We start from the raw sequence: 22,594 nt of genomic DNA on the forward strand, positions 1-22,594 counted from the left end.
CATGCCGCCCATCCTCGAACTCCGTGACGTCAAGACGCACTTCCCCGTGCATCAGGGGTTCCTCGTGCGCCGCAACGCCGGCGCGGTGAAGGCGGTCGACGGCGTCAACCTCGCGCTCGCGCGCGGCGAGGTGCTCGGGCTGGTCGGCGAATCCGGCTGCGGTAAATCCACGCTCGCGCGCACGATCATGCAGCTCGTGCCCACCACGGACGGCGCGGTTATTCTCGAGGGCAAAAATCTCACCACGGGCGGCGCGGACGAAATCGGCGCCGTGCGGCGCGACATGCAGATGGTTTTTCAAGACCCCTACGCGTCGCTCAACCCGCGCATGACGGTGCACGACACCATCGCCGAGCCGCTCCTTGTGCACCGCGTGTGCGCGCCCGCCGAAGTCACGCCGCGCGTCGCCGAACTCATGACGCTCGTCGGCCTCGCGCCGCGCTTCATGCAGAAATATCCGCACGAATTTTCCGGCGGACAACTCCAGCGCATCGCCATTGCCCGTGCCCTCGCGCTCAATCCGAAAATCATCATCGCCGACGAACCCGTCTCGGCGCTCGACGTTTCCATCCAGGCGCAAATCCTCAACCTCCTCTCGCAGCTCGTGCGCAAGATGAACCTCAGCCTGATCTTCATCGCGCACGACCTCTCCGTTGTGAAGCACATCTCCGATCGCGTGGCCGTCATGTATCTCGGCAAAATCGTCGAGCTCGGCCCGGCGGTCGATGTGATCGAGCACCCGCGCCATCCCTACACGCGCGCGCTCATCAGCGCCATCCCCACGCCCAACCCCGACGTCGAGCGCGCGCGCAAACGCATCGTCCTGCCCGGCGATCCGCCCTCGCCTATCAACCCGCCGCGCGGCTGCGCGTTTCACCCGCGCTGCCCGCACGCGCAGGAACGCTGCCAGGCCGCCGTGCCGCCGCTCGAAAAACTCGAGGCCGGCGACAACCGCGAAGTCGCCTGCATCCGCGCCGAGGAAATCTGGCAGTGAAAATCGACCTCCCCGACAACGGCGGCAACGCCACGCAAACCGCGCCCGCGCGGCGTCCCGCGTTTCACCGCGCGCTGCACCGAGCCACCGACCGCACGCGCCCCTCGATTTGGAAATACGATTATCTCGTGCTCTCCAAGCTTGCCGAAAACATCAACGAACTTTTCACGCAGACCGTCGCGGAGCTCTCGGAGTCACCGCGCAAAATCGCGCTCGATGCCGGTTGCGAGCAAAGCCCGTATAAAAAACTTTTCGAGGCGCGCGGCTGGAAACTGGAGACGCTCGACATCGCGCCCGGCCCCGGAGTCGACCACGTCGGCACGGTTGAGCAAACCGGACTGCCCGCGGATGGTTTTGATTTTGTGCTCTGCACCGAAGTCATCGAGCACAGCGCGCAGCCATGGGCGGCGATGCGCGAGTTGCGCCGCATCCTGCGCCCCGGAGGACGCCTGCTTTTCAGCGTGCCGCACGTGTGGTTCTATCATCCGCATCCGGCGGATCACTGGCGATTCACGCAGCAAGGCGTGGCGCGGCTCGCCGTCGATTCCGGGTTCGAGATTGAAACACTCCTTTCGCGCGGCGGTTCCGCGGCGGCGTTTTTCCAAATCATGAACATGTATCTGTTCGGCGCTCTCGGCGTCTTTGGCGCGCCGCTGTATCTGATGAACAACATCGCCGGCGCGCTGTTCGACAAGTTGTCCGGCAACACCAAACTCTGCCTCGGCTTCGCCGCGCTGTGCCGGAAACCGGAGTGAACGCCGGCGTCCGCTGGCTTTTGAGCATGCCAGAAACACGGATGGGGAATCTGCGTTAAGGAAGTCGCGTCTTCTTGTCGTGCGTGTTTATAAAAATAAAAAAGCGGCGGAAAAAATTCCGCCGCCGTGTGAGCATTGTGAATGTTAAAAACTGTTTTGTTTAGAACGACACTGTTTTGAGCGAGGCAATATCCCAGAGGGGCTGCTTCGCCTCGGTGGCGAGTTCGTTGAACGCGTCGATTTCGGCTTTGCTGAAGAGGAGGCCGCCGGCTGCCGCCGTTTTCTTCGCGAACTCCGCCTCGATCTGGCCGGGGAGGATGCACTTGTCGTTGCCGTGGCCGAGGATGTCCCGAGGACGGCTTTCACGTTTTGCGATTGCGTGCGGCCCTTGGCAAACGCGCCGCCGCTGATCGCGTCGGGATGGATGACTTGGAAGTAGAAGCAGCAGGTGCCCTTGTCGCCCTCGGAGACTTGTTCCCAGCGGTTGCGGATTGTCGGGAGCGAGCCGCCGATCATGCCGCCGACGAGTTCGTTGATGAGCGAGAGGCCGTAGCCTTTGTGCGCGCCGAAGGGCATGAGCGACTTCGCTTTCGCGGGGTCGGTGGTCGGGTTGCCGTCGGCGTCAACGGCGGCGTTGGGCGGCAGTTGTTTTCCTTCGCGCAGGAGTTGTTGCACGCGGCCCATGGCGACGACCGATGTCGCCCAGTCGATCACGATCGGGAAGCCGATGGCGTCGGTGGTGGGGAAACCCCACGAGTGCGGATTGGTGCCGAGCGTGGGAAATTTTCCGCCGAAGGGAACGACTTCGGCGAGCGCGGCCGTGCAGTTCGTGTAGGCGTAGTAACCGCGGCGCGCGGCGTCCATCACGTAGCCGCCGCCCCAGAGATAGTGGAAGGCGTTATCAACGACAACGGTGCCGGTGCCGTATTGGTCGGCGAGTTTCATGGCGGCGTCCATGGCGCGGTAGGCGGTGGCCTGGCCGAGTTTTTTGTTGGCGTTCCAGATTTTCGTCGCGGCGAAGCGGGAGGGTTTCTCCTCGATTTGCGCGCCGGGCACGCAGCCTTTCGAGCCGGAGCCGAAGAGGTGGTCGAGGTGGAGGGCCTTGATGCCGTTGTGCGTGCGGATGCCGTGGCGCGTGGCGTCGGCGCAGAAGCGCGCGGCCTCGCCGGACTCGTCGGCATGGAAGCCACGGTGCATGTAGGCGGCGGCGACGAGGTCGTTATGCTGTTTTTCGGGAACGATGTAGTAGGTTTCCATTGGTAAAGGAGTCAGAATACAGGAGTCAGGAGTCAGAATGCAGAAGGCTTAAAGATGCCGAAGGTTTTTTCTCCTGGCTCCTGACTCCTGTATTCTGACTCCTATGTATTTCAGAATTTATTCGCTTGGTTGACGATTTTGCCTTCGAGGAAGGATTTGTAGTTCGAGACGCAGCAGCTCGCCTGGCGCACGACGCTTTCGTAGGTGCGCGAGCCGATGTGCGGCGTGATGACGACATTCGGGAGCTTGAGCAGCGGGTGATCGGCGGGGGGCGGTTCTTGGTCGAGCACGTCGGCGCCGTAGCCGCCGAGCTGGCCGGAATTGAGCGCCTCAACGAGGTCGGCGGTGTGCACGATTTCGCCGCGGGCGCAGTTGAGGATGATCGCGCCTTTTTTCATCGTGGCGATGGACTTGGCGTTGATCATGTCGCGCGTCTCGGGGGTGAGGTTTGTGTGCAGCGAAATGTAGTCGGCGGCGGCGAAGATTTCCTCCTTTGTGGCGGCGCGCCTGACGTTGTGCTGCGCGGCGAAGGCTTCGTCCCAGTAGACGTCGAAGGCGATCACTTCCATGCCGAAGGCGCGGGCGCGGATGGCGACTTCCTTGCCGATGCGGCCGAGGCCGACGATGCCGATGGTTTTGGCGAGGAGCTCATGGCCGGTTTTGCGTTTCCAGCCGCCGGAGCGGGTGGAATCGCAATGGAAGAGGAGTTGTTTTTCGAGCGCGAGCAGGAGCAGGAATGTGTGCTCGGCCACGGTGGTGTGGTTCACGCCGGGGGTGAAGAGCACGGGGATTTTTTTCGCGCTGGCGTGGGCGACGTCGATCTTGTCGAGGCCGATGCCGTATTTGCTGATGACCTTGAGGCGCGGGAGCGACTTGTCGATGACGGCGGCGGTGATGGCGTCGTCGCCGCAGAGGAAGGCGTCGAATTCGCCCGCGAGCTCGAGCATGCGCGACTCAGGGAGCGGGCCGCGTTCGCGGACAACTTCGACGCCGAGGCCGGCGAGCATGTCGTGATGGGCTCCGGGCGTGTCTTGGAATGAGGTGGTGGTGAGGAGGACGCGTGTCATGGGTGTGTGCGGCGGGTTGGGTTTTGGCGTTGGTAAAGGAGTGTTATTAGAAACTAAGACAGGTGTATTTGGAAGCCCAAAACAAGGTCGCGCGTGGTGTTTTTGGACGACAGGGGATGTCGCGGGTGTTCAGTTTGGGGAGGAATGGGCGGCGCTGCCGCGCCCGGGTTTGCGCGCAAAAAAAGACGGAGCCTTTTTGAGGGCTCCGTCTTCGTTTTAAAATCGATTTTGTTAGTGAATCGTTTTTCTGGTCGGGTGCTTTGGATTAGTCGCGGCGATCGCGACCGCCGCCGAAGCCGCCACGACGTTCACGACCGCCGAAGCCGCCGCGTCCGCCGCCGCCACCGAAGGAACGGCCACCGCCTTCTTCCTTGGGACGAGCTTCATTGACTGTGAGGGTCCGGCCGCCGAGATCGACGCCGTTCATCTTTTCCGCCGCGAGTTTTGCCTCTTCGGGGGTGCCCATGGTCACGAACGCAAAGCCGCGGGGGCGGCCGCTCATCTTGTCCATGGCGACGTAGACGTCGGTCACTGAACCGAATTGGCCGAAAGCGGCGCGGAGTTCGTCTTCAGTTGTCTTGAAAGACATATTGCCGACGTAGAGTTTTGAATTACCTGTCATATTTATCTGAGTTCGTAGAGCGAGCGTGGCTGCCAGTCCGTTCCCGACCATCGGGTTTCGAAATCATCACTCGAACAACTGCGCTCTCCTGACGACTCACCAGTTTCTGTTGACCTAACGTTTCTCTAACGAGACGGCGCAGCACATAGAACCGGGATGCAAAAGCAAGGGTATTTTGTTTTGGCAATGGCGGCTGGCGGATTACGCTGGAAGGCTTTATTGTTAAAATTCTCCTCATGCACTGGATTGTCGCGAGTCTTGTTTCGGCGTTTTTTCTCGGGTGTTACGATTTGTTCACCAAGGCGTCCGTGCGTGAAAACGCGGTGCTTCCCGTGCTGTTTTTTGCGAATTTGTGCAGCGCGGCGGTGTGGCTCGCGCTCATGGGCGCGCGGGCGGCGAGTCCCGGCGCGCTGCCGGAGATTTTGTGGGTGGAGCCGCTCAACGCGCATCAGCATTTGTTGTTGTTCGCCAAGTCCGCCCTCGTCGCCTCGTCGTGGGTATGCTCGTATTTTGCGGTGAAACATTTGCCCGTTTCACTCGCCGCCCCGATTCGCGCGACGGGGCCGGTGTGGACGCTTTTCGGCGCGTTGCTCGTGCTCGGCGAGCGTCCGTCGTGGCTGCAAATCCTCGGCGTGGTGACGACCATCGGCGCGTTCTTCGGCCTTTCGGTGGCGGGACGGCAGGAGGGCATCAATTTTTCAAAAAACAAATCCGTTTGGCTGTTGATTTGCGGCACGCTGCTTGGCGCGGTCAGCGGATTGTATGACAAGTTTTTGCTCGGCACGGTCGGTTTCAAGGCGTCGACGGTGCAGGCGTGGTTTGCGATTTATCTGGCGGCGATCTTCGCGCCGCTCGCGCTCGCGTGGAAGGCGCGCCTTTGGCCGCGCAATGAATTTCACTGGCGATGGAGCATTCCGCTTGTGGGGCTGGCGTTGCTCGCGGCGGACTTCCTTTACTTCGATGTCCTGCGCAATCCCGAGGCGCTCGTTTCGCTCGTGTCCAGTTTTCGCCGCGCCAGCGTGCTCGTGGCCTTTGCGGGAGGCCTGTTGATCTTTCATGAATCCAACGGTCGCAAAAAACTGCCCGCGGTCATCGGTGTGGTGATCGGGATTGCGCTGACAATCATGGGCTGACCTCAAATTGGGGCGGGGTAGGGGAAGTTTCAAAAGCGCCCCCCCCCGCGCTCCTCTTTGTGGCGTTCGTCAGTAGGAATGCCAGGACGCGGACGCGACATTCCTGTCGCGCTCAATGCCAACCGAATTATCCAAGAAAAAGCGGGTTTCGGACATATTTTTCGGGCGAGGACAGAACTCAAAGACACACCAAAAGGATTCTACATGCAAAAGTATTGCTAAATTAGCTGGCTCTATTAGGTCTTGCTTCGTGCCAGAGTAAAAAAATTTGCAACAAAGTGCTAATTTTTCTTACAATACGGCGATCCGACATACAAGCAACGCAGGCGTTTCCTCCAATGAAAGTGGACGCTTGGATGATGCTTTACACAAATCATTTTCAACAAATCAGCACATGCGCACAAAACCCATAATTCCTCGTATTTTTTTCAGCCTTTTTGCATTTGCAGGTTTTGCACTCGGTGCATTGGCGCAGACGACATCCGGCACGTTTACTGGCAATGGCGCAAATTGGGGTGACGCGGCCAACTGGGCCGGGGGCAAGATGCCCGGCTCGAACGCCGGCGACACGGCCGTGTTCAACGCCGCCTCGAACAGCTCGCTCGCCAACAAGACCATTTCGCTCGGGGAGGCGCGCACGATTGGCGCGCTCAATGTCATCGGACCCAACGGGGTCGATCTGACCCGTTCCCTGACCATCGGCTCGGCGGCTTCGCCGACGCTTACTTTTGGCGCCGCTTCCTCGGTGATCACCCTTTCCGGTGGCATCAACCTTCAGCTTGCCGCCAACATGGTCGCGAACGGCAACCTCACCATCAACAATAACAGCGCGGTGCTCGGCAAGATCAGTCTCCTCGGCGCGCTCAACGCCGGTTCGAACACGGTCACGTTTTATAATGACACCAGTTCGGCGGACATCCTCGTTTCCGGCGCGTTGACCGCCGGCTCGCTTGTCAAGAACGGCAGCGGCAGGCTTGTGCTCGAATCTTCATCGCCCGCGTCGGTCACCGGCCCGGTCAATTTCAACAATGGCACGCTCGTAATCGGCGCGAACAACGTGCTGGGCACCGGCACGCTCGTGCTCGGCGCAAACATCAACGAGAAAAAAATCAACCTCAAGGGCAACGCCGACCAAACGCTTTCCAACGCGCTGGATATTTCCGCGTCCAACTTGATTGTAAGCCGCGACGACTTGGGCAGCGCAACGGTGTTGCGCACGCTCACGTTCAACCCGGCCACGGCCTCGGTCTCCGGCATCGGTGCCTCGCGCACGATCAATGTGAGCGCGTTCACCGGGCTGGCGTTTGGCGCGAACCAGGCGTTCAGCGGCGGCACACTCGTCAAGCAGGGCTCGGGCGTGCTCACGCTCGGCGGCGCGGGCAGCACGTTTTCGGTGCTCGATATTCGCGCGGGCAGCGTCGTCGGCTACTTGAACAGCGCCTCGCTTTCCATCGGCGGCGGCTCGGGCGTTTTTGGCTCGGGCACCATTCGCGTGGACGGCGGCAGCTCCGCGCTCGAAGTGCGCGGCGCCGATCCGGGCCACACGCTCAACATTATCGCCGGCGCGAACATCACACTGAGCAACCAGGCGACATTCCGCCTGACCAACGCCACGCTCGGGCTCCTCGGCGGTGTCATCGACTTGGGCGGCAGCGGCATTTTTGATTACCGGGGCAATGTCATACTCGGCAGCACCTCGATTGTGAACACGCCCGCCGCGGGATTTGATTTCGCGGGCAACGTGGCGTTTCACGACACCCAAACAGGCATCATCGACGACGCCAACTACCGCATCAACCTCACTGGCGGCGGCGCGCAGACACTTTCGCGCACGGTTGCCGGCGCGGTTGTGGTTTCGGGCACGCTTGTCAAATCCGGCGCGGGACGCGTCACGCTGGACGACTCGATCACAAACCTGACGCTGACCAACCGCCTCCAGCTCGACGCGGGCGTTTTTGATCTCGGCAACTCATACCTGACCGCGACCGTCGGCATCGGCGCGGGCGACCTTGTTTTTGGCGCGGGCAACCAGTTTACCGGCGTGTTGCTTTACAACAACACCTCGACCGGCGCGGCGCGGCTCAATGGTTTGTCGCAAACATTCGACGACGTGACCATTGGCGCCGGCGCGGTGGCGCGCATCGACCTCGGCGGCGGCATCGACACCTCGACCGCGCTCACGCTCAACAATATCAGCTTTCTTGGCGCCACGGGTTACCTGAGCATTTACAATTACCAATACGGTGCGAACGCCGACCATGTTTATAACGGCGTCGCGATCCCGACGAACCAAGTTTGGTTCCACGGTTACAATCCCGGCGCCATTGTCAGCGGCGGCGAATTGTTTGCGCCGACCGTCGGCGGCACGGTTGGCGGCGCGCCGGATTTTCTGCGAGTCGAGTGGACGGGCGCGGCCAACACGATGGATACCTCCAATTACAGCAACTGGCGCACCGTCGGCACCAATATTACGCATCAGCTCGCCTTGCCCAACGCCCCGGGTGTCGTGGCCGTGCTTGGCGACCTCGGCGGCTCCCTTGGCGGCAAGACCGTTACCGGCGCGAACTTTGGTGTTAGCGGAAGCACGTGGACGCTGGGAAAATTGTTCATGAGCAACAACTCGGGCGCCACTTATACCGTGACTCCCGGGGCCGGCGTCACGCTGGTGTTTGACAGCGGCGTGGAGGGCACGCCGGCGGTTTTGTCGGTAAACACTTATAGTTGGAATCAACTCAACGGCAACGTTCGGCTGGACTCGGACCTGCGCTTGGAAGGAAACGCGAGCTTCTATTTTTATCCCAGCATCACCGGCACGCACGACATTATCATTGCCCGCACCGGCGCCCATGAAAACCGTTTCGGCGGTTCGAATGAGAATTGGACGGGTAACATTATTGTCAGCCAGGGGCGCATTTCCCGGCAGGGAGCCAACTCTTGGGGAAACATTACCAGCGCCGTGTTGCTCTCCGGCTCCAGCAATACCATCACCTTCAGGGGCGGCGGCATTCGCGGGCAGGCGAATCAAAATAAAATCAGCGTTCCCAACCGCATTTTTATTGAGGCCGACCTTAGTCACGCCAACAACACGGCTTTTACATGGAACGGCGATGTTTTGCTTAATGCCGGCATCAAGTCATTCTACAACATGAACGTCGATGAGGCCGTCATCAACCCCGCCGGTCAGCGCGCATCCCTGACCTTTAGCGCCAGCACCAATCTCGTGGGAGACGCCGGACTTTCCAAGTCGGGCGTAAACCCGATGGAGATCTTGAGCGGCAACAACACCTTTTCCGGCGGGCTGCGCGTGACGGCCGGCGTGCTCCACACCACAGTCGGCGCGGGCGGATTGGTGATCGGCCACATGGACGCCGGCAAAAACTATCTCGGTTCCGGCAGCATCAGTGTCACCAGCGGCACGCTGCAAGTGGACACGCAGGGTTATGAAACCCTGGTTTCGGGCACTGGTGGCGACAAGGCGATCATCAACCTGGGCTCCACGCACATTTCCTTTAACGAAGGCGGCCTTGTGACGCTCGGCACCGACAGCCAGGTTGTTGGCAATAATAATGACAACTCGCAGTTCCGCGTCTCCGGCAGCTTGAAGCTCGACGGCGGCATCTTCGGCGACGACGGCGTCACCACGGGCAAGAACGTCAACCTCTACCTCGACACCACAACCAATCCCGGTGGCGGCGGCGTGGGCAAGGGCTCCAACGGCGCCGGCGTTGTGAAGGGCTTGCGAAACATCGTCAAAGCCGGCTCGGGCATGATGAACATGGACTCCCAGCTGGCCTTCAATATTTCCGGCAACCTGCTCCTCGACGGCGGCGTGCTCCAACTCGGTGCGAACAATCAGGTCACCGGAGCCAACGGAATCTCGCTGGTTAATGTTAACCTGAATGGCGGCGCGCTTGGCGTGGAAGGCACCTCGCAATCCTTCAACAATCTAAACTTGCTCGCCAGCGGCGGTTCGCTGCTGCTCGGGGACAACGGCGGAATCACTTTTGCGGGGGCGGGCGCCTGGACCTCCTCCGCACTGCTTTCCGTTCAAAACACCAGCGGCATTTGGAACACCAACAACCTCGGTGCCTATATACGCTTTACCAGCACCTCCGGCCTGACCTCGCTCAATAATATTTCCCTGACCGGTTACGAATCCGGAGTCACGCTGACGCAGGGTGCCGACAACTATTGGTATCTCACCGCCAGCGCGCCCGCCACCATCGAGTGGACCGGCGGTGACAGTGACGTAAACGCGCTTTGGGGCAACGCCGACAACTGGCTCACGCCTGTCGCGCCCGACGGCGTGGATCTCAGTGTTTCCATCAAGGACATCGACGAAAACCTCGCGACCAAGACAATCGACGTTAACGGCAACTACACGCTCTCGCGCCTGAACGTCACCTCGGTGCAAACTGCTGTCACGCTCGGCGGATCGGGCACGCTGGTTTTCGAGCGCACCGGCACCGGGGCCGCGTCGCGAATCCTGCATGACGGCGGTTCCATCCTGACCATTGGCAGCGCCGTGCAATTGAAAAACGACATCGAACTGGCCGCCAACACGCTCTCCTCGGTCAGTTACCTGAAATGGACCGGCTCGGTCGGCGGCTCTGGCGGCATCACCAAAACCGGCGCGGGCACATTGCTGTTGATGAACAAGGACAGCGATTACACTGGCGGTTTCACCTGGCGGGATTCCTCGGTCATCCAGCTCGGCGGCGCCAACGCCGCCAGCTACGGCGGGGCGTATTTTGGCAGCGGCACGTTCGTCATCGGCGACGGCACCAACAAGAACTTTTATCTGGAAACATACAACGAGCAGCTTGCCTCCAGCAACACAGTCATCCAGGCAAGCACAACACGCTTCATCAATGGAGACTTCATCCTACGCGGTAACCTCATCCACCAACGCCAGACCGACTTGGGCCAGTTGGTCACAAACGGACAATATGGCGAAGTCTCCCGGATTGTTTTCAACGGCAACGGCGTCTTTGACGATCCGTCCGGCACCGGCGTCACCTACATCATCAATAACTACGCTCAGGCCACGACCGCTGCCGGCGACTACACCACCACGGTTTTTAACGGCAATATCACAGGATCGGCCAACATTCACCAGACGGGTTACGGTTTTGTTTATTACAACGGCGACAACAGCGGCTACACCGGTAACTACACCCTCGCCGGCAAGGCCGTCATAAAAAAAGACAACGCTTTCGGCACGGGCACGCTCACCCTTTCGGGTGGAATCAACGTTGGGCGCATCCAAGTTAGCAGCGGGAAGATCATGCTCTCCAACGTGCTGAACATCGGTGCCGGCACCAACTATCAAGGCGATCTGGTTTTCAATCTGGACAGCGGCGCGACCGGTCAGAAAAGCACCGTTACCGGAATTCAAGGCCTCGGCGGCAGCGGCGTTCTTACCTTCGGCAAGGATCACGTCATCGCGGGCGCGGGCGGTTTTGTCACCGGCGCTGAGAGCGGCTGGGGGCGCAGCGGCATCATCCGCTTCCTCGGGGCCAATGAGTTTTCCAGCAACATCAACCACCAAAGCGCGACCATCCACATTGGCCGCGACTCGTTATGGGATAGCGGCACCCTCGTCAGCGGCGCGCTCGGCATCGGCACGCTCAACATCATAAGAAACACCGCCGTCATCGGCGCGTATGTGGGGGCCGACAGCATCAACCCCGACGCCACCTCCATCCGCATGTCCAACGCGGTCAACTTCGGCGCCAACGGCATCACCGTCACCAACGCCGGCTCCGCCACGACGCTCATCTTCGACACCGGCTCCATTAGCCTCCGCAATGGCAAGTCGGACCTCTCGATCAACGTCACCACTGCCAACCAAGTCCTCTCCATCGAGTCCCTGCTCGCGGACAAGGACGGCTCCACTGCCGGCGGCATCACCAAGACCGGCGCGGGCATCCTCGAACTGCTCAACACTAACAACCAAATCAGCGACGGCATCGACGTGCAGGCGGGCGTTGTCCGCACAACCGTGGTCGGCGACAACGTGCAAGTCGGTTCGCATGCCGTCGGGGACTCCGCCTTCGGCACCGGCGTCTGGCGCACGCAAACCGCCTCCGGCGCGGGCACGGCGGGCGCGTTTGAAGTCGCCGCGCTGACAGCGAGCGCGACGGTCACCCTGACCGGCAGCAACAGTTTTGTCCTGAACGACAACGGCCGGCTCCGCATCACCGGCACCGATGTCAGCACCGTGCTCGCCGACAACGGCTGGCTCGCCAGCTCCGACACCGTCGGACAGGAGGGCGTGCTCGTCGCCGACAATATTTTCACCCAAAACTACACCCTCGGAGTCAAGCTCAACGCCCTCAACTGGACGCTCAACGCCGGCACCGTGAACCTTGCCCGCGCAAACCTGCTGGCCGACGTGCAAAACATTTATCTCACCCAAAACAGCACCCTGGATATCAACCAGCTCACGCAGACGATCAACGGCACGATTTACGTCACCGGCAGCGCGTATATCGACGTTTCCGGCGGCTCCGCGCACAACCCCGTCTCAATCCTCACCGGGACCATATCGGTCAATTCCACCGACAGCCTGCTGACATTCCTTGGATGGGATGCCGACCCCATCACGGGCCTCGGCTCGACGCTCATCCGCACCAGTCTCACCGAGGGCACGATCATCAACGGCGTTGTCCTCGGCGGCAACTCCGCCACCTCTGTTGTGGCGCAGCGCAACGACGAGGGCATTCGCGTGCTCCTGCCCTTCGACGATATTTTTATCTGGGATGGCGCGACCAACAACGTTTGGGCGAATAACAACTGGATGAAGCAGGACGGCCTGCACCTGCCCGATGCGCAGCCCAACATAAAAGGCGCGCAAGTCACCTTCAACACCGACCTCGCCAATCTCGCCGGCGCCACCATCACCCTGTCCGGTGATCGCCGCCTCAACAATCTCCTCCTCGTGGGAGCCTCCGACGAGGACTTCACGATTGCCGGCCCCGGCAACCTTGTCTTTCAGGGGCGCACCGCCTCGGCCTCGGGCTTCATCACGCAAACCGGTGTGAGCGACGTCACCATCGGCACGAACATCCTCCTCGAATACGATGCCACCGACTTGCTGGGTAAAAACCTCTCCATTGAGCAAAACGGCGCCGGCTGGCTCATCTTCAACGGCAAAATCGAGGGCCCCGATTCCATCGTGACGGTGAGCGGCACCGGCGCGGGCGCGGTCGTGTTCAATGCCGCGAACATGTTCAGCAAAGGCTTCGTCGTTGAAAGCGGCGAAGTGCACATCGGCGCCGACAGGCTCAACACCGGGGACGGCGGCCCGCTGGGCGTCGGCGCGATCATGGTCGTGGGCGGCACATTGCGCGCCACCGACGGCGCGGGCAACGACGCGAATCGCACGCTCGTCAACGACATCGTGTTCGCCGGCGACCTGACGGTCGCGGGCACGGGGGCGCTGTCGATCACCGGCGAGGGCACGATCGCCGAGGACGCGACGGTGACGGTGACGGAGGCGAGCGGCACCTTTGTCCTCGGCTCCGAGGGCGAAACGCTCTCCGGCACGAACAACCTGGTTTTTGAGGGGGATGGAAAAACAGTGGTGGTCTCCGAACTAAACCTCGCCGAGGTGACCGTTTCCGGCTCCCTCACGGAACTCGACGGAGTGATCAGCGGCACGACAAAGATCATAAAAACCGGCACCGGCACATTGTTGCTGCTCGCGGAAAACACGCACAGTGGCGGCGTGGCAATGCAAGGCGGCATCACGGGCATCAACAACAACTCGGCACTCGGCACCGGCACGGCGATGCTCGACAGCGGCACGCTGCGCCTCGACGCGAACAACCTCTCGCTCGCCAACAATTTCGCCCTCGCCAGCACCGGCGAAGTGAACACGCAAACCCACACCGGCACCCTCACGGGCGTGATCAGTGGCGCGGGCAACATCGCCAAGGCCGGCACAGGCGTGCTCACCCTTACCAACGCCGCCAACACACACAGCGGCACCATGCTCGTGCGCACGGGCACGCTCGCGCTCGCCGCGAACAACGCCGCCGGCGCCTCGACAATCCATGTCGATTCGGCCGCCCGCGTTAACCTCTCCTACACCGGCAGCCTCGCGAACACGGTAAGCGGCGCGGGCGTTGCCGAAGTCACCGGCACGGTGCTTGTCACCGGCGGCGCGGCGAACGACGACTTCAGCGGCACCTGGGCGGTCAACGACACCATGCGCATCGCCGAATCGAACGCGGCCGGCGCCGCGAGCAATATCGCGCTCGCCGGCCTGCTGCAAACCACCGGCACGGCAAACATCACCCTCTCCAACACACTCACGGGCGGCGGCACGGTGCAATTTGCCGGAAGCGGCACGCACAAGCTCGGCGCGAACATGGGCACCGCCTTCACCGGCCAGGTGGACGCAAACCAAGGCGCCTTCACCTGGGACGCCAACGCGAGCGCCGTCCTTGCGAACAACGCGACACTTCGGACAACCGGCGGGTGGACCGACATCGCCGCGGGCGCGCAAACCGCAAACACCCTCGCCATCGCGGGCGGCACGCTCGCGTTCACGGGAACGGCAACGGTGGCAACCCTCACCATCGACGCGCCCGCCTCGGTCCTCATGGACCAGGGCAAGCTCACCGCGCCCGGAATCCTGCGGCAAGACGAGGCGCGATCGGAAACGCTCGTCGCCGCCTCCAACAACACCTGGGGGGCAAACCTCTCCAATCTCGGCCTCGTGAACAGCGCCGGGGCGAGCCTCGGCGCGACATCGACCCTCGCGATCCAGGCCGGCGCAATAAACGCAATCTACTCGAACAGCCTCGCGCAAAACGGCAACAACCTGGAACTGCGCTACGGCCTCGACGAACTGGTCCTGCAACTCGGGCGCACGGGCACGCTCTCGGGCGACGACGGCTCGCCGGAAGGCTCGGAACTGCACGCGCTCGTCTCCGGCTCCGGCAGCCTCGAAATCATCGCGGGCAACATGATCACGCTCAGTTCGAGCGCGACCTACACGGGCACGACCACGACGACAAGCGGCACCTTCCTCCTGGGCGCGGCGGACGCCATTTACACGAGCGCGCTGCTCGTCAACAACGCCGTGCTCGACACCGGCACGAACGCGCAAAGCCTGCGCGCCCTGCAAGGCAGCGGCACCGCCCGCCTCACCCGCGCGCTCACCGTTGAAAGCGGCTCCTACGCCGGCGTGTTCGACGGCGCGGCGAACCTTGAAAAAACCACCGACGCCACGCTCACCCTCTCCGGCAGCAGCGCGCACAGCGGCACCACGCTCGTCACCGCGGGCATCCTGCGCGCAACAAACGCAGGCGCGTTCGGCGCCTCCGAGCTCGCGGTCAACGCCACCGGCACGACCGAGCTCTCCGGCTTCAACGGCGCGGTCTCGAGCGCGCTCAGCGGCTCCGGCGAGCTGCGCGTCGTTGACAACGCCGCCGTCAACTACACCGGCAACGCCTCCGCGTGGAGCGGGCTCGCCCGCGTCGACTCGGGCCGCCTCTACGTGAACAACGCGTTCGGCTCCGCGGCCTCGCGCCTGAACGTCTATTCCGGCGGCACGCTCAGCGGCACCGGCGCGATCACCGGCTACGTCCACATCAACGGCGGCGTCCTCGCCCCCGGCAACAGCCCCGGCCTGACCGCAATCACCGGCACGCTCCAACTCACCGACGCCACGCTCGAATACGATCTCGACGCCAACACAAACCCCGGCCACATCGACCAAGTCGCGGCGGGCAACAACGACCGCACCGACGTGACCGGCGACGTGATCCTCGTCGGCACGAGCACGCTCAACATCCTTGGAAGCGTCGCGCGCGGCGAGTATGACCTGATCAAATACACCGGCGCGCTCACCGGCGACGCCTCAAACCTCGCGATGGGCACGCTCAACAACGCCGCGGTCACCGACCCAGCCAAGTATCTCTTCGACACCGACGAGGACGGCTACGTCAAGCTGCTCTACGACTTTGGCTACTTCACCTACTGGGACGGCGGCACCGGCACCAACTGGAGCAACGGCAAGATCGACGGCGGCAGCGGCACCTGGTTCGCGTCGAGCGGAAGCGCCGTTTACCTTCCCTGGACCCGGAACGACTCCGGCGTTCCCAACGGCGAATGGCTCGACGCGGGCTTCGCGATCTTCAAGGGCACCGCGGGCACGGTGACGGTGGACAACACCTCCGGCTCGGGCACGATCGCCTTCTCCGGCGCGCAGTTCCGCACGGACGGCTACCTGCTCACCGGCGGCACGCTCACGACCGGCGGCACCGCCGCGGTTGTGCTCAACACCGACCTGAATGTGAGCGCCACCATCGCCACGCAAATCACCGGCACGCACAACGTGAACAAGGACGGCACCGGCACGCTCGTGCTCTCCGGCTCGAACACGCACACCGGCACGACCGGCGTTCTCGCCGGCACGCTCGTCATGGCCAACGAGCACGCGCTCGGCGCGAACACGGTGAACCTCGCCGCCAACGCCACGCTGCGCGTCGCGACCGGCAGCATGACCTTCGCCAACGCGCTCACCGGCTCCGGTCTCTTTGAAGTCGATCTCGCCAACGCGACGGACGTCTTTGCCTTCGCCGCCACCACCGGCACCGCCTTCACCGGCACGGCGAGCTTCAACAACAGCGCGTATCTCCTGAACAACAACACGCTGGCCAACGCCACCGCGAAACTCAACGCCGGCAACACGACCACCGTGGCCACCGGCACGCAGCACATCGGCAACCTCACCGCCAGCGGCGGCGCGCTCGGCTTCACCTACGCCACCGGCACGCAAGCCGACGGCATCATCCGCACCGGCGCGTTCGACGCGATCAGCGGCACGGTCACCGTTTCGAACACCAACCCGTCCACCGGCACGACCGGCTTGTTCGCAAGCACGCTCCTGCAGCAGGACGAGGGCCTCTCCGTGCGCCTCCTTAACGCGACGACCGTCAGCAACACCAACCTGACCCTCGCCGGAGGCGCGACCACGACCGCCGACATCCGCGACGGCGTGGTGACGACCGCCACGGCCACCTACACGCAGGCGCTCAACTACACCGGCGGCCTCGCGGTCGATTACGCGCTCACGCAGCTCGACCTCGTCGCGAACCAAACCACGACACTCTCCGGCGACGTTGCGACACCCGCCGGCGGCGCGGAACTGCACGCCCAAATCACCGGCGCGGGCAACCTCGCCATCAACGCCACCAACGCGATCACGCTCAACAACGCCGCCAACACCTACACCGGCACGACCTTTATCACCAGCGGCACGCTCATCAGCGGCACGAGCAACGCGCTCGGACAAACGTCCTACTTGTCCTATGGGACCCAAGGGTCCTATGACCTGTCGTCCCACACCCAAACCATCGGCGGCGGCAACATCGCCGGGAACCTCCTCGGCACGACCGGCAGCCTCGGCCTCGGCGGCATCGTGAGCATCACCAGCACCAACGCCGCCTTCGCGGCCAGCGTCGGGGTCACCGGCACGACGACAATCAACAACACGCAGGCGCTGGGCAACAGCGGCACGGCAAACGTAACCGGCGAACTCGTCCTCGACAGCGCCACCGGCGCGCTCGCCAAGCAAGTCGCGGGCACGGGCACGGTCTCGCTCATCAACACCTCGAGCGTCGCGCTGACCGGCGCCAACACGCTGTCGGGCGAATGGAACATCGCGCAAGACACCGCGCTGCGCGCCAGCAGCACTGCGAACCTCGGCGCGGCCGACATCACCGCCAACGGTCTTATCACCATCGCGAACGCGGCAGACGAAACCCTCGCCAACAACCTCAGCGGCAGCGGCACCTTCGCCAAGGAAAACACCGGCAACCTGACAATCAGCCACTCGAACGCCTTCACCGGTGCGACGCAAATTGACAGCGGCACGCTCACCCTTACCGACCTCGGCGGCGTCGGCACAAGCACCGTCGCCAACAACGCGATTCTCGATCTTGCCGGCACGGGCACCTTCGCCAACACGATCTCGGGCACGGGCGTGAATCTCGTCACCGGCTCCGTGAGCCTGCGCGGAACCAACACCGCCTTCAGCGGAACGCTCCACATCACCGGCACCGCCGACATCACCGACAACGACCAAATCGGCGCAAGCACGGCGCAAGCCGTCATCGCATCCAATGCGAAATTGGCCACGAGCGCGACCAGCTTCATCCACGAGCTGACCGGCCCCGGCCAGCTCGCCGTGGACACCGCGAACAAAACCTTCGGCTTCGCGGCAAGCGCGGGCAACGCCTTCAGCGGGACGGTGAGCCTGGCGAACACGACGATGCACCTCGGGACAAACGCGGCGCACACAAACAACGCCTGGGCGCTCGCCAACTCCACCCTGCAACTCCTCGGCGGCTCGACCCTCGCGACCAACTCCGAAACGCGCACCCTCGGCGGTCTTGACCTCGGCGGCGGCGCGATCTCCATCCCGATGGACGGCACGCACCCCCATGAAGTGCTGCAAACCGGCACGCTCACCGTCACCAACCCGAGCGACAGCAAAATCATATTTGAAGGCTACACCGGCACGACCCCCGTCATCTCCTCGACGGTGCACGTCAACTTCCTCGACGAGGACGGCCCGACCTCGACCGCGGTTCTCCTCGTTGCCACCGGCACACTCGTCGACGGCCACGAAAACCTCCACATCGACGTCGTCAAAGAGGACGGCAGTCCGCTCGCCGACGGCCAGCTTGTTGACTACGACAACGTCATCGCCACCTACAACTACACTGGCATCACCGTTTCCCGCAGCACCGCCTTCACCCACATCGGCAGCGCCACGGCCGGCATTTACTACGACTACGTCCTCACGCAAATCGACGTGAAAAGCGGCACCCACGCCTGGCTCGATGCCACCAGCGCGAACGACAACACCTTTAGCGCAAACATCACCGGCGCGGGCGGCGTCGTTTACACCACCGGCAGCACGCTCATCATTACCGGCTCCAACAGTTACTACGGCTCCAGCACCATCACCACCGGCACGCTCATTGCGGGCGTTGACAACGCCCTCGGCAACACCAGCCGCCTCGACATCAACAGCACCGCCGCGCTCGACCTGGGTGGCCACAAGCAAACCATCACCAATGGCGCGCAAATCGACGGCGGCCTCTACAACAGCCACACTCACGCCGCCATCACGGGCAGCCTCGGGCTTGGCGGCCTGGTGAGCATCACCAGCACCAACGCCGGCTTCGCGGCGAACGTCGGGGTCACCGGCACGACGACAATCAACAACACGCAGGCGCTGGGCAACAGCGGCACGGCAAACGTGACCGGCGAACTCGTCCTCGACAGCGCCACCGGCACGCTCGCCAAGCAAGTCGCGGGCACGGGCACGGTCTCGCTCATCGCCAGTTCGAGCGTCGCGCTCACCGGCACCAACACGCTCTCGGGCGAATGGAACATCGCGCAAGACACCGCGCTGCGCGCCAGCAGCACCGCGAACCTCGGCCTGGCCGACATCCTCCTGGACGGCCTGCTGAGCTTCGAGAACGCGGCCGACGAAACCCTCGCCAACAACCTTAGCGGCAGCGGCACCTTCGCCAAGGAAAACACCGGCAACCTGACAATCAGCCACTCGAACGCCTTCGCCGGAGCGACGCAAATCGACAGCGGCACGCTCACCCTCGCCGACCTCGGCGGCGTCGGCACAAGCACCGTCGCCAACAACGCGATCCTCGACCTCGCGGGCACGGGCACCTTCGCCAACACGATCTCGGGCACCGGCGTGAACCTCGTCTCCGGCAGTGTGAGCCTGCGCGGAACCAACACCGCCTTCACCGGAACGCTGCGCGTCACCGGCACCGCCGACATCACCGACAACGACCAAGTCGGCGGCGCCACCGCGCACACCGTCATCGCATCCAATGCGAAACTGGCCACCACCGCGACCAGCTTCATCCACGACCTGACCGGCGACGGCATCCTCGCCATCAACTCGGTGAGCGGCACCTTCGACTTCATGGCGACAACCGGCAGCGCCTTCGCGGGCACGGTGACGCTCGACGCGACCGCGCTCACGCTCAACACCAACCACAACACCGAGGCGCTCGCCAGCGCGACGCTCCAGCTCAACACCGGCGGCATCCTCCACTCCAACGGCGAAACCCGCCGCATCCACGGGCTGACGCTCAACGGCGGCGCGCTCTGGCTGCCGATGAACGGCGTGGACCCGGTCGAGGTGCTCAACGTCGGCACGCTCTCCATCGCCGACCTCGGCAGCACGGTGGTCTTTGAAAACTACACCGGGGGCACGACCGCGATCATCGACTCGACCGTCCAGAAGAACTGGCTCGACCAGGACAACCTCACGGACAACGCAACACTGCTCGTCGCCGCCGACACGCTCGCCGAGGCCGCGCCGCGCCAAATCGCCATTTACAAGGCCGACGGCACCGCGCTGTCCAACGGCCAGACAATCGAGCACGACGAAGTTTACGCCATCTACAACTACACCGCGCAAACCACCGGCAGCGCCAGCGCCCACACCAGCGGCAGCCTCGCCCCCGGCCTCTACTACGACTACGTGCTCACCGAGCTCAACGTGAAGCAGGACAAAACCCTGCAACTCACCGACGCCGGCGCGACCGACGACACGCTCTCGGCCGCGATCACCGGCGACGGCAGCGTCACCTTCACGACCGGCTCGGCGATGACCCTCACCGGCTCGAACACCTACACCGGCACCAGCACGCTGATCAGCGGCACGGTGGTCGCCGGCGTGGACAACGCGCTCGGTTCCACAAAACTCATCCTCGTGGAAATCCCCGCCACCTTTGACCTGAACGGCAAGGCGCAAACAATCGCCGAGGGCGGCCGCATCGACGGCCACCTCGCCGGCACGGGCACGCTCACCCTCGCCTCGGGCACCCTCGCCATCAACAGCGCCAACGCCGACTACAGCGCGCAAACCAACATCGGCGCCCCCGCCACCGTGCACGCCACCGACGCCGGGGCGCTTGGCACCTCGCACGTCCAGCTCGACGGCGTGCTCAAGGTTGACGCCACCGGCACGATGCAAAACACCCTCGCCGGCTCCGGCCAGTTCCACGCCTCGAGCGGAGACATCACCCTGGTCAACTCCAGCGCCTCCTTCCACGGCACCGGCACGGTCACTTCCGGGCGCCTCACCGCGACCGAAATCGACGCGCTCGGCGACGCGCCGATCGGCGTGGCCGCCGGCGCGGGCTTCGAGCAACTCAACGTCACCGGCACGCTGCAAAACGCCCTCTCCGGCGAAGGCACGCACCTGGTCACAAACAGCACGCTGCGCCTCAACGATCCGCTCAACTACACAATCGCCAGCACCACGCTCGACTCGAACTCCGCGCTCATCCTCGAGGCAACCGGCTACGCCTTCGGCACCCTCAACATGAACAACGGCGTGCTCGCCTTCGCCAACCTCGCCGACCGCGCCCGCATCGCCACCCTCGGCGCCTCCACCGGCAACATCGTGATGAACGCCGATCTCTCCGCACTAAGCGAAGGCATCAACAACGCCGCCACCATCGCCAACTACCTCGACATCGCCAACGCCGGCGCGGGCACGCACAACGTCTTCATCGAGACAAACGGCACGCTGCCCTCCGCGCTCAACGCCTCCATCGAACTGATCGGCGTGGACGCCGCGAGCAGCGCGACCTTCACCCTCGCGAACAACGCCGCCGGCAAACTTGAGTATGACCTCACTGTCTTCGAACTGGTGCGTGGCGACCTCAGCGACTATACGCCCAATGCGAACATGTGGTATTTGAGCGACCGCAACCTCAGCCACGCCGCCGACGCGATCATCAACACCGCCTCGACCCTGGCGATCGACTGGAACTACTCGCTCGACTCGATCCACCAGCGCCTCGGCGACATCCGCCTCGGCCTCGAGCACGCCTCCCTCGGCAGCGTCTGGATCAAGTCGCGCGGCTACCGCCTCAACGCCACGAACGAACTCTCCGGCATGTCCTTCCGCCAGTATGGCTGGGGAGTGACCGGCGGCGCGGACAAATCCTTCGGCACCCAAACCGGAGTCAGCCTGCTCGGCGGCTTCATCGACGCCGGCGGCATCAACCGCGAGTTCGACAACAACGGCAACGGCCACACCACCAACGTCGGCATCGGCGCCTACCTCACACTCATCAAAAACAACGGCTGGTTCGCCGACATCACGGCCCGCGCCGACCGCTACTCGAACCGCTTCGAGGCGCGCTCCTACGACGGCACGACGACCAAGGGCCGCTACAACAACAACGCCCTCGGCCTCTCGCTCGAAGCCGGCCGCCGCCTGCAGCGCACCGACGGCTGGTGGATCGAGCCGACCGTGCAAATGAGCGTCCTCTGGCTCGACGGCGCGAGCTACACAACCGAGGCCAACGCCACGCACCGCGCGATGAAAGTGAAGATCAACGACTCGATGAACACGCAATACCGCGCGCTGTTGCGCTTCGGCCGCCAGATCAAGGACAGCCGCTGGCACCCCTACGGCAAGCTCGCCGGGGTGGCGGTTGACTCGGATCGCGGCGCGATCAAGGCGCACGGCAAAACCTTCCGCACCGACTACGACGGCCGCCGCGTTGAGTTTGGCCTTGGCACGAGCTACCGCATCGACACTGCCTCGCAACTCTACATCGACTACGAATACGCCAAGGCCCAGGCCTACGAACGCCCCTGGTCCATCAATCTCGGCTACCGCAGACTCTGGTAAGCAAAAATCTGGAATTGCACGCCAAAGGCGTGCCACAACTTAGCCCGGGGCTGGT

General features: G+C 63.2%; 7 protein-coding genes. 4 read left to right on the forward strand and 3 right to left on the reverse strand.

What is annotated here, in order from left to right; all coding sequences use genetic code 11:
• Position 1: 1 nt before the first annotated feature.
• On the forward strand, positions 2 to 994 hold the full coding sequence (locus CKA38_RS06730; protein WP_108824795.1) for an ABC transporter ATP-binding protein: 993 nt from the start codon (positions 2 to 4) through the stop codon (positions 992 to 994).
• A complete protein-coding gene (locus CKA38_RS06735; RefSeq protein ID WP_161554778.1) occupies positions 991 to 1,749 on the forward strand; it encodes a class I SAM-dependent methyltransferase in 759 nt (252 codons plus the stop codon). Before CKA38_RS06730 ends, CKA38_RS06735 begins: the two co-directional genes overlap by 4 nt.
• A gap of 144 nt (positions 1,750 to 1,893) precedes the next feature.
• On the opposite strand, the gene CKA38_RS06740 is transcribed toward CKA38_RS06735, so the two are convergent.
• The 3 genes from CKA38_RS06740 to CKA38_RS06750 all read right to left on the reverse strand — a co-directional run bounded on the left by CKA38_RS06740 (position 1,894) and on the right by CKA38_RS06750 (position 4,695).
• Entirely contained in the window at positions 1,894 to 3,006 is a 1,113-nt protein-coding gene (locus CKA38_RS06740; RefSeq protein WP_108824796.1) for an Ldh family oxidoreductase, read from the reverse strand.
• A 110-nt stretch (positions 3,007 to 3,116) separates the two neighbouring features.
• Positions 3,117 to 4,073, reverse strand: coding sequence for a phosphoglycerate dehydrogenase (locus tag CKA38_RS06745; RefSeq protein WP_108824797.1), 957 nt, complete (start codon positions 4,071 to 4,073; stop codon positions 3,117 to 3,119).
• 265 nt (positions 4,074 to 4,338) lie between these two features.
• The gene (locus CKA38_RS06750; protein WP_108824798.1) at positions 4,339 to 4,695 is read right to left on the reverse strand and encodes an RNA recognition motif domain-containing protein; all 357 of its coding nucleotides are present in this window, start codon (positions 4,693 to 4,695) and stop codon (positions 4,339 to 4,341) included.
• Between the two features lie 236 nt (positions 4,696 to 4,931).
• On the opposite strand from CKA38_RS06750, the gene CKA38_RS06755 reads away from it, so the two are divergent.
• Both CKA38_RS06755 and CKA38_RS06760 read left to right on the forward strand, forming a co-directional pair.
• On the forward strand, positions 4,932 to 5,828 hold the full coding sequence (locus CKA38_RS06755; protein WP_108824799.1) for a DMT family transporter: 897 nt from the start codon (positions 4,932 to 4,934) through the stop codon (positions 5,826 to 5,828).
• Positions 5,829 to 6,294: 466 nt separating this feature from the next.
• Positions 6,295 to 22,539 (forward strand): autotransporter-associated beta strand repeat-containing protein, encoded by a 16,245-nt coding sequence (locus CKA38_RS06760; protein WP_161554779.1) that lies wholly within the window; start codon positions 6,295 to 6,297, stop codon positions 22,537 to 22,539.
• Positions 22,540 to 22,594 lie beyond the last annotated feature (55 nt).

The sequence above is a fragment of the Ereboglobus luteus genome (assembly GCF_003096195.1).
GTDB lineage: Bacteria > Verrucomicrobiota > Verrucomicrobiia > Opitutales > Opitutaceae > Ereboglobus > Ereboglobus luteus.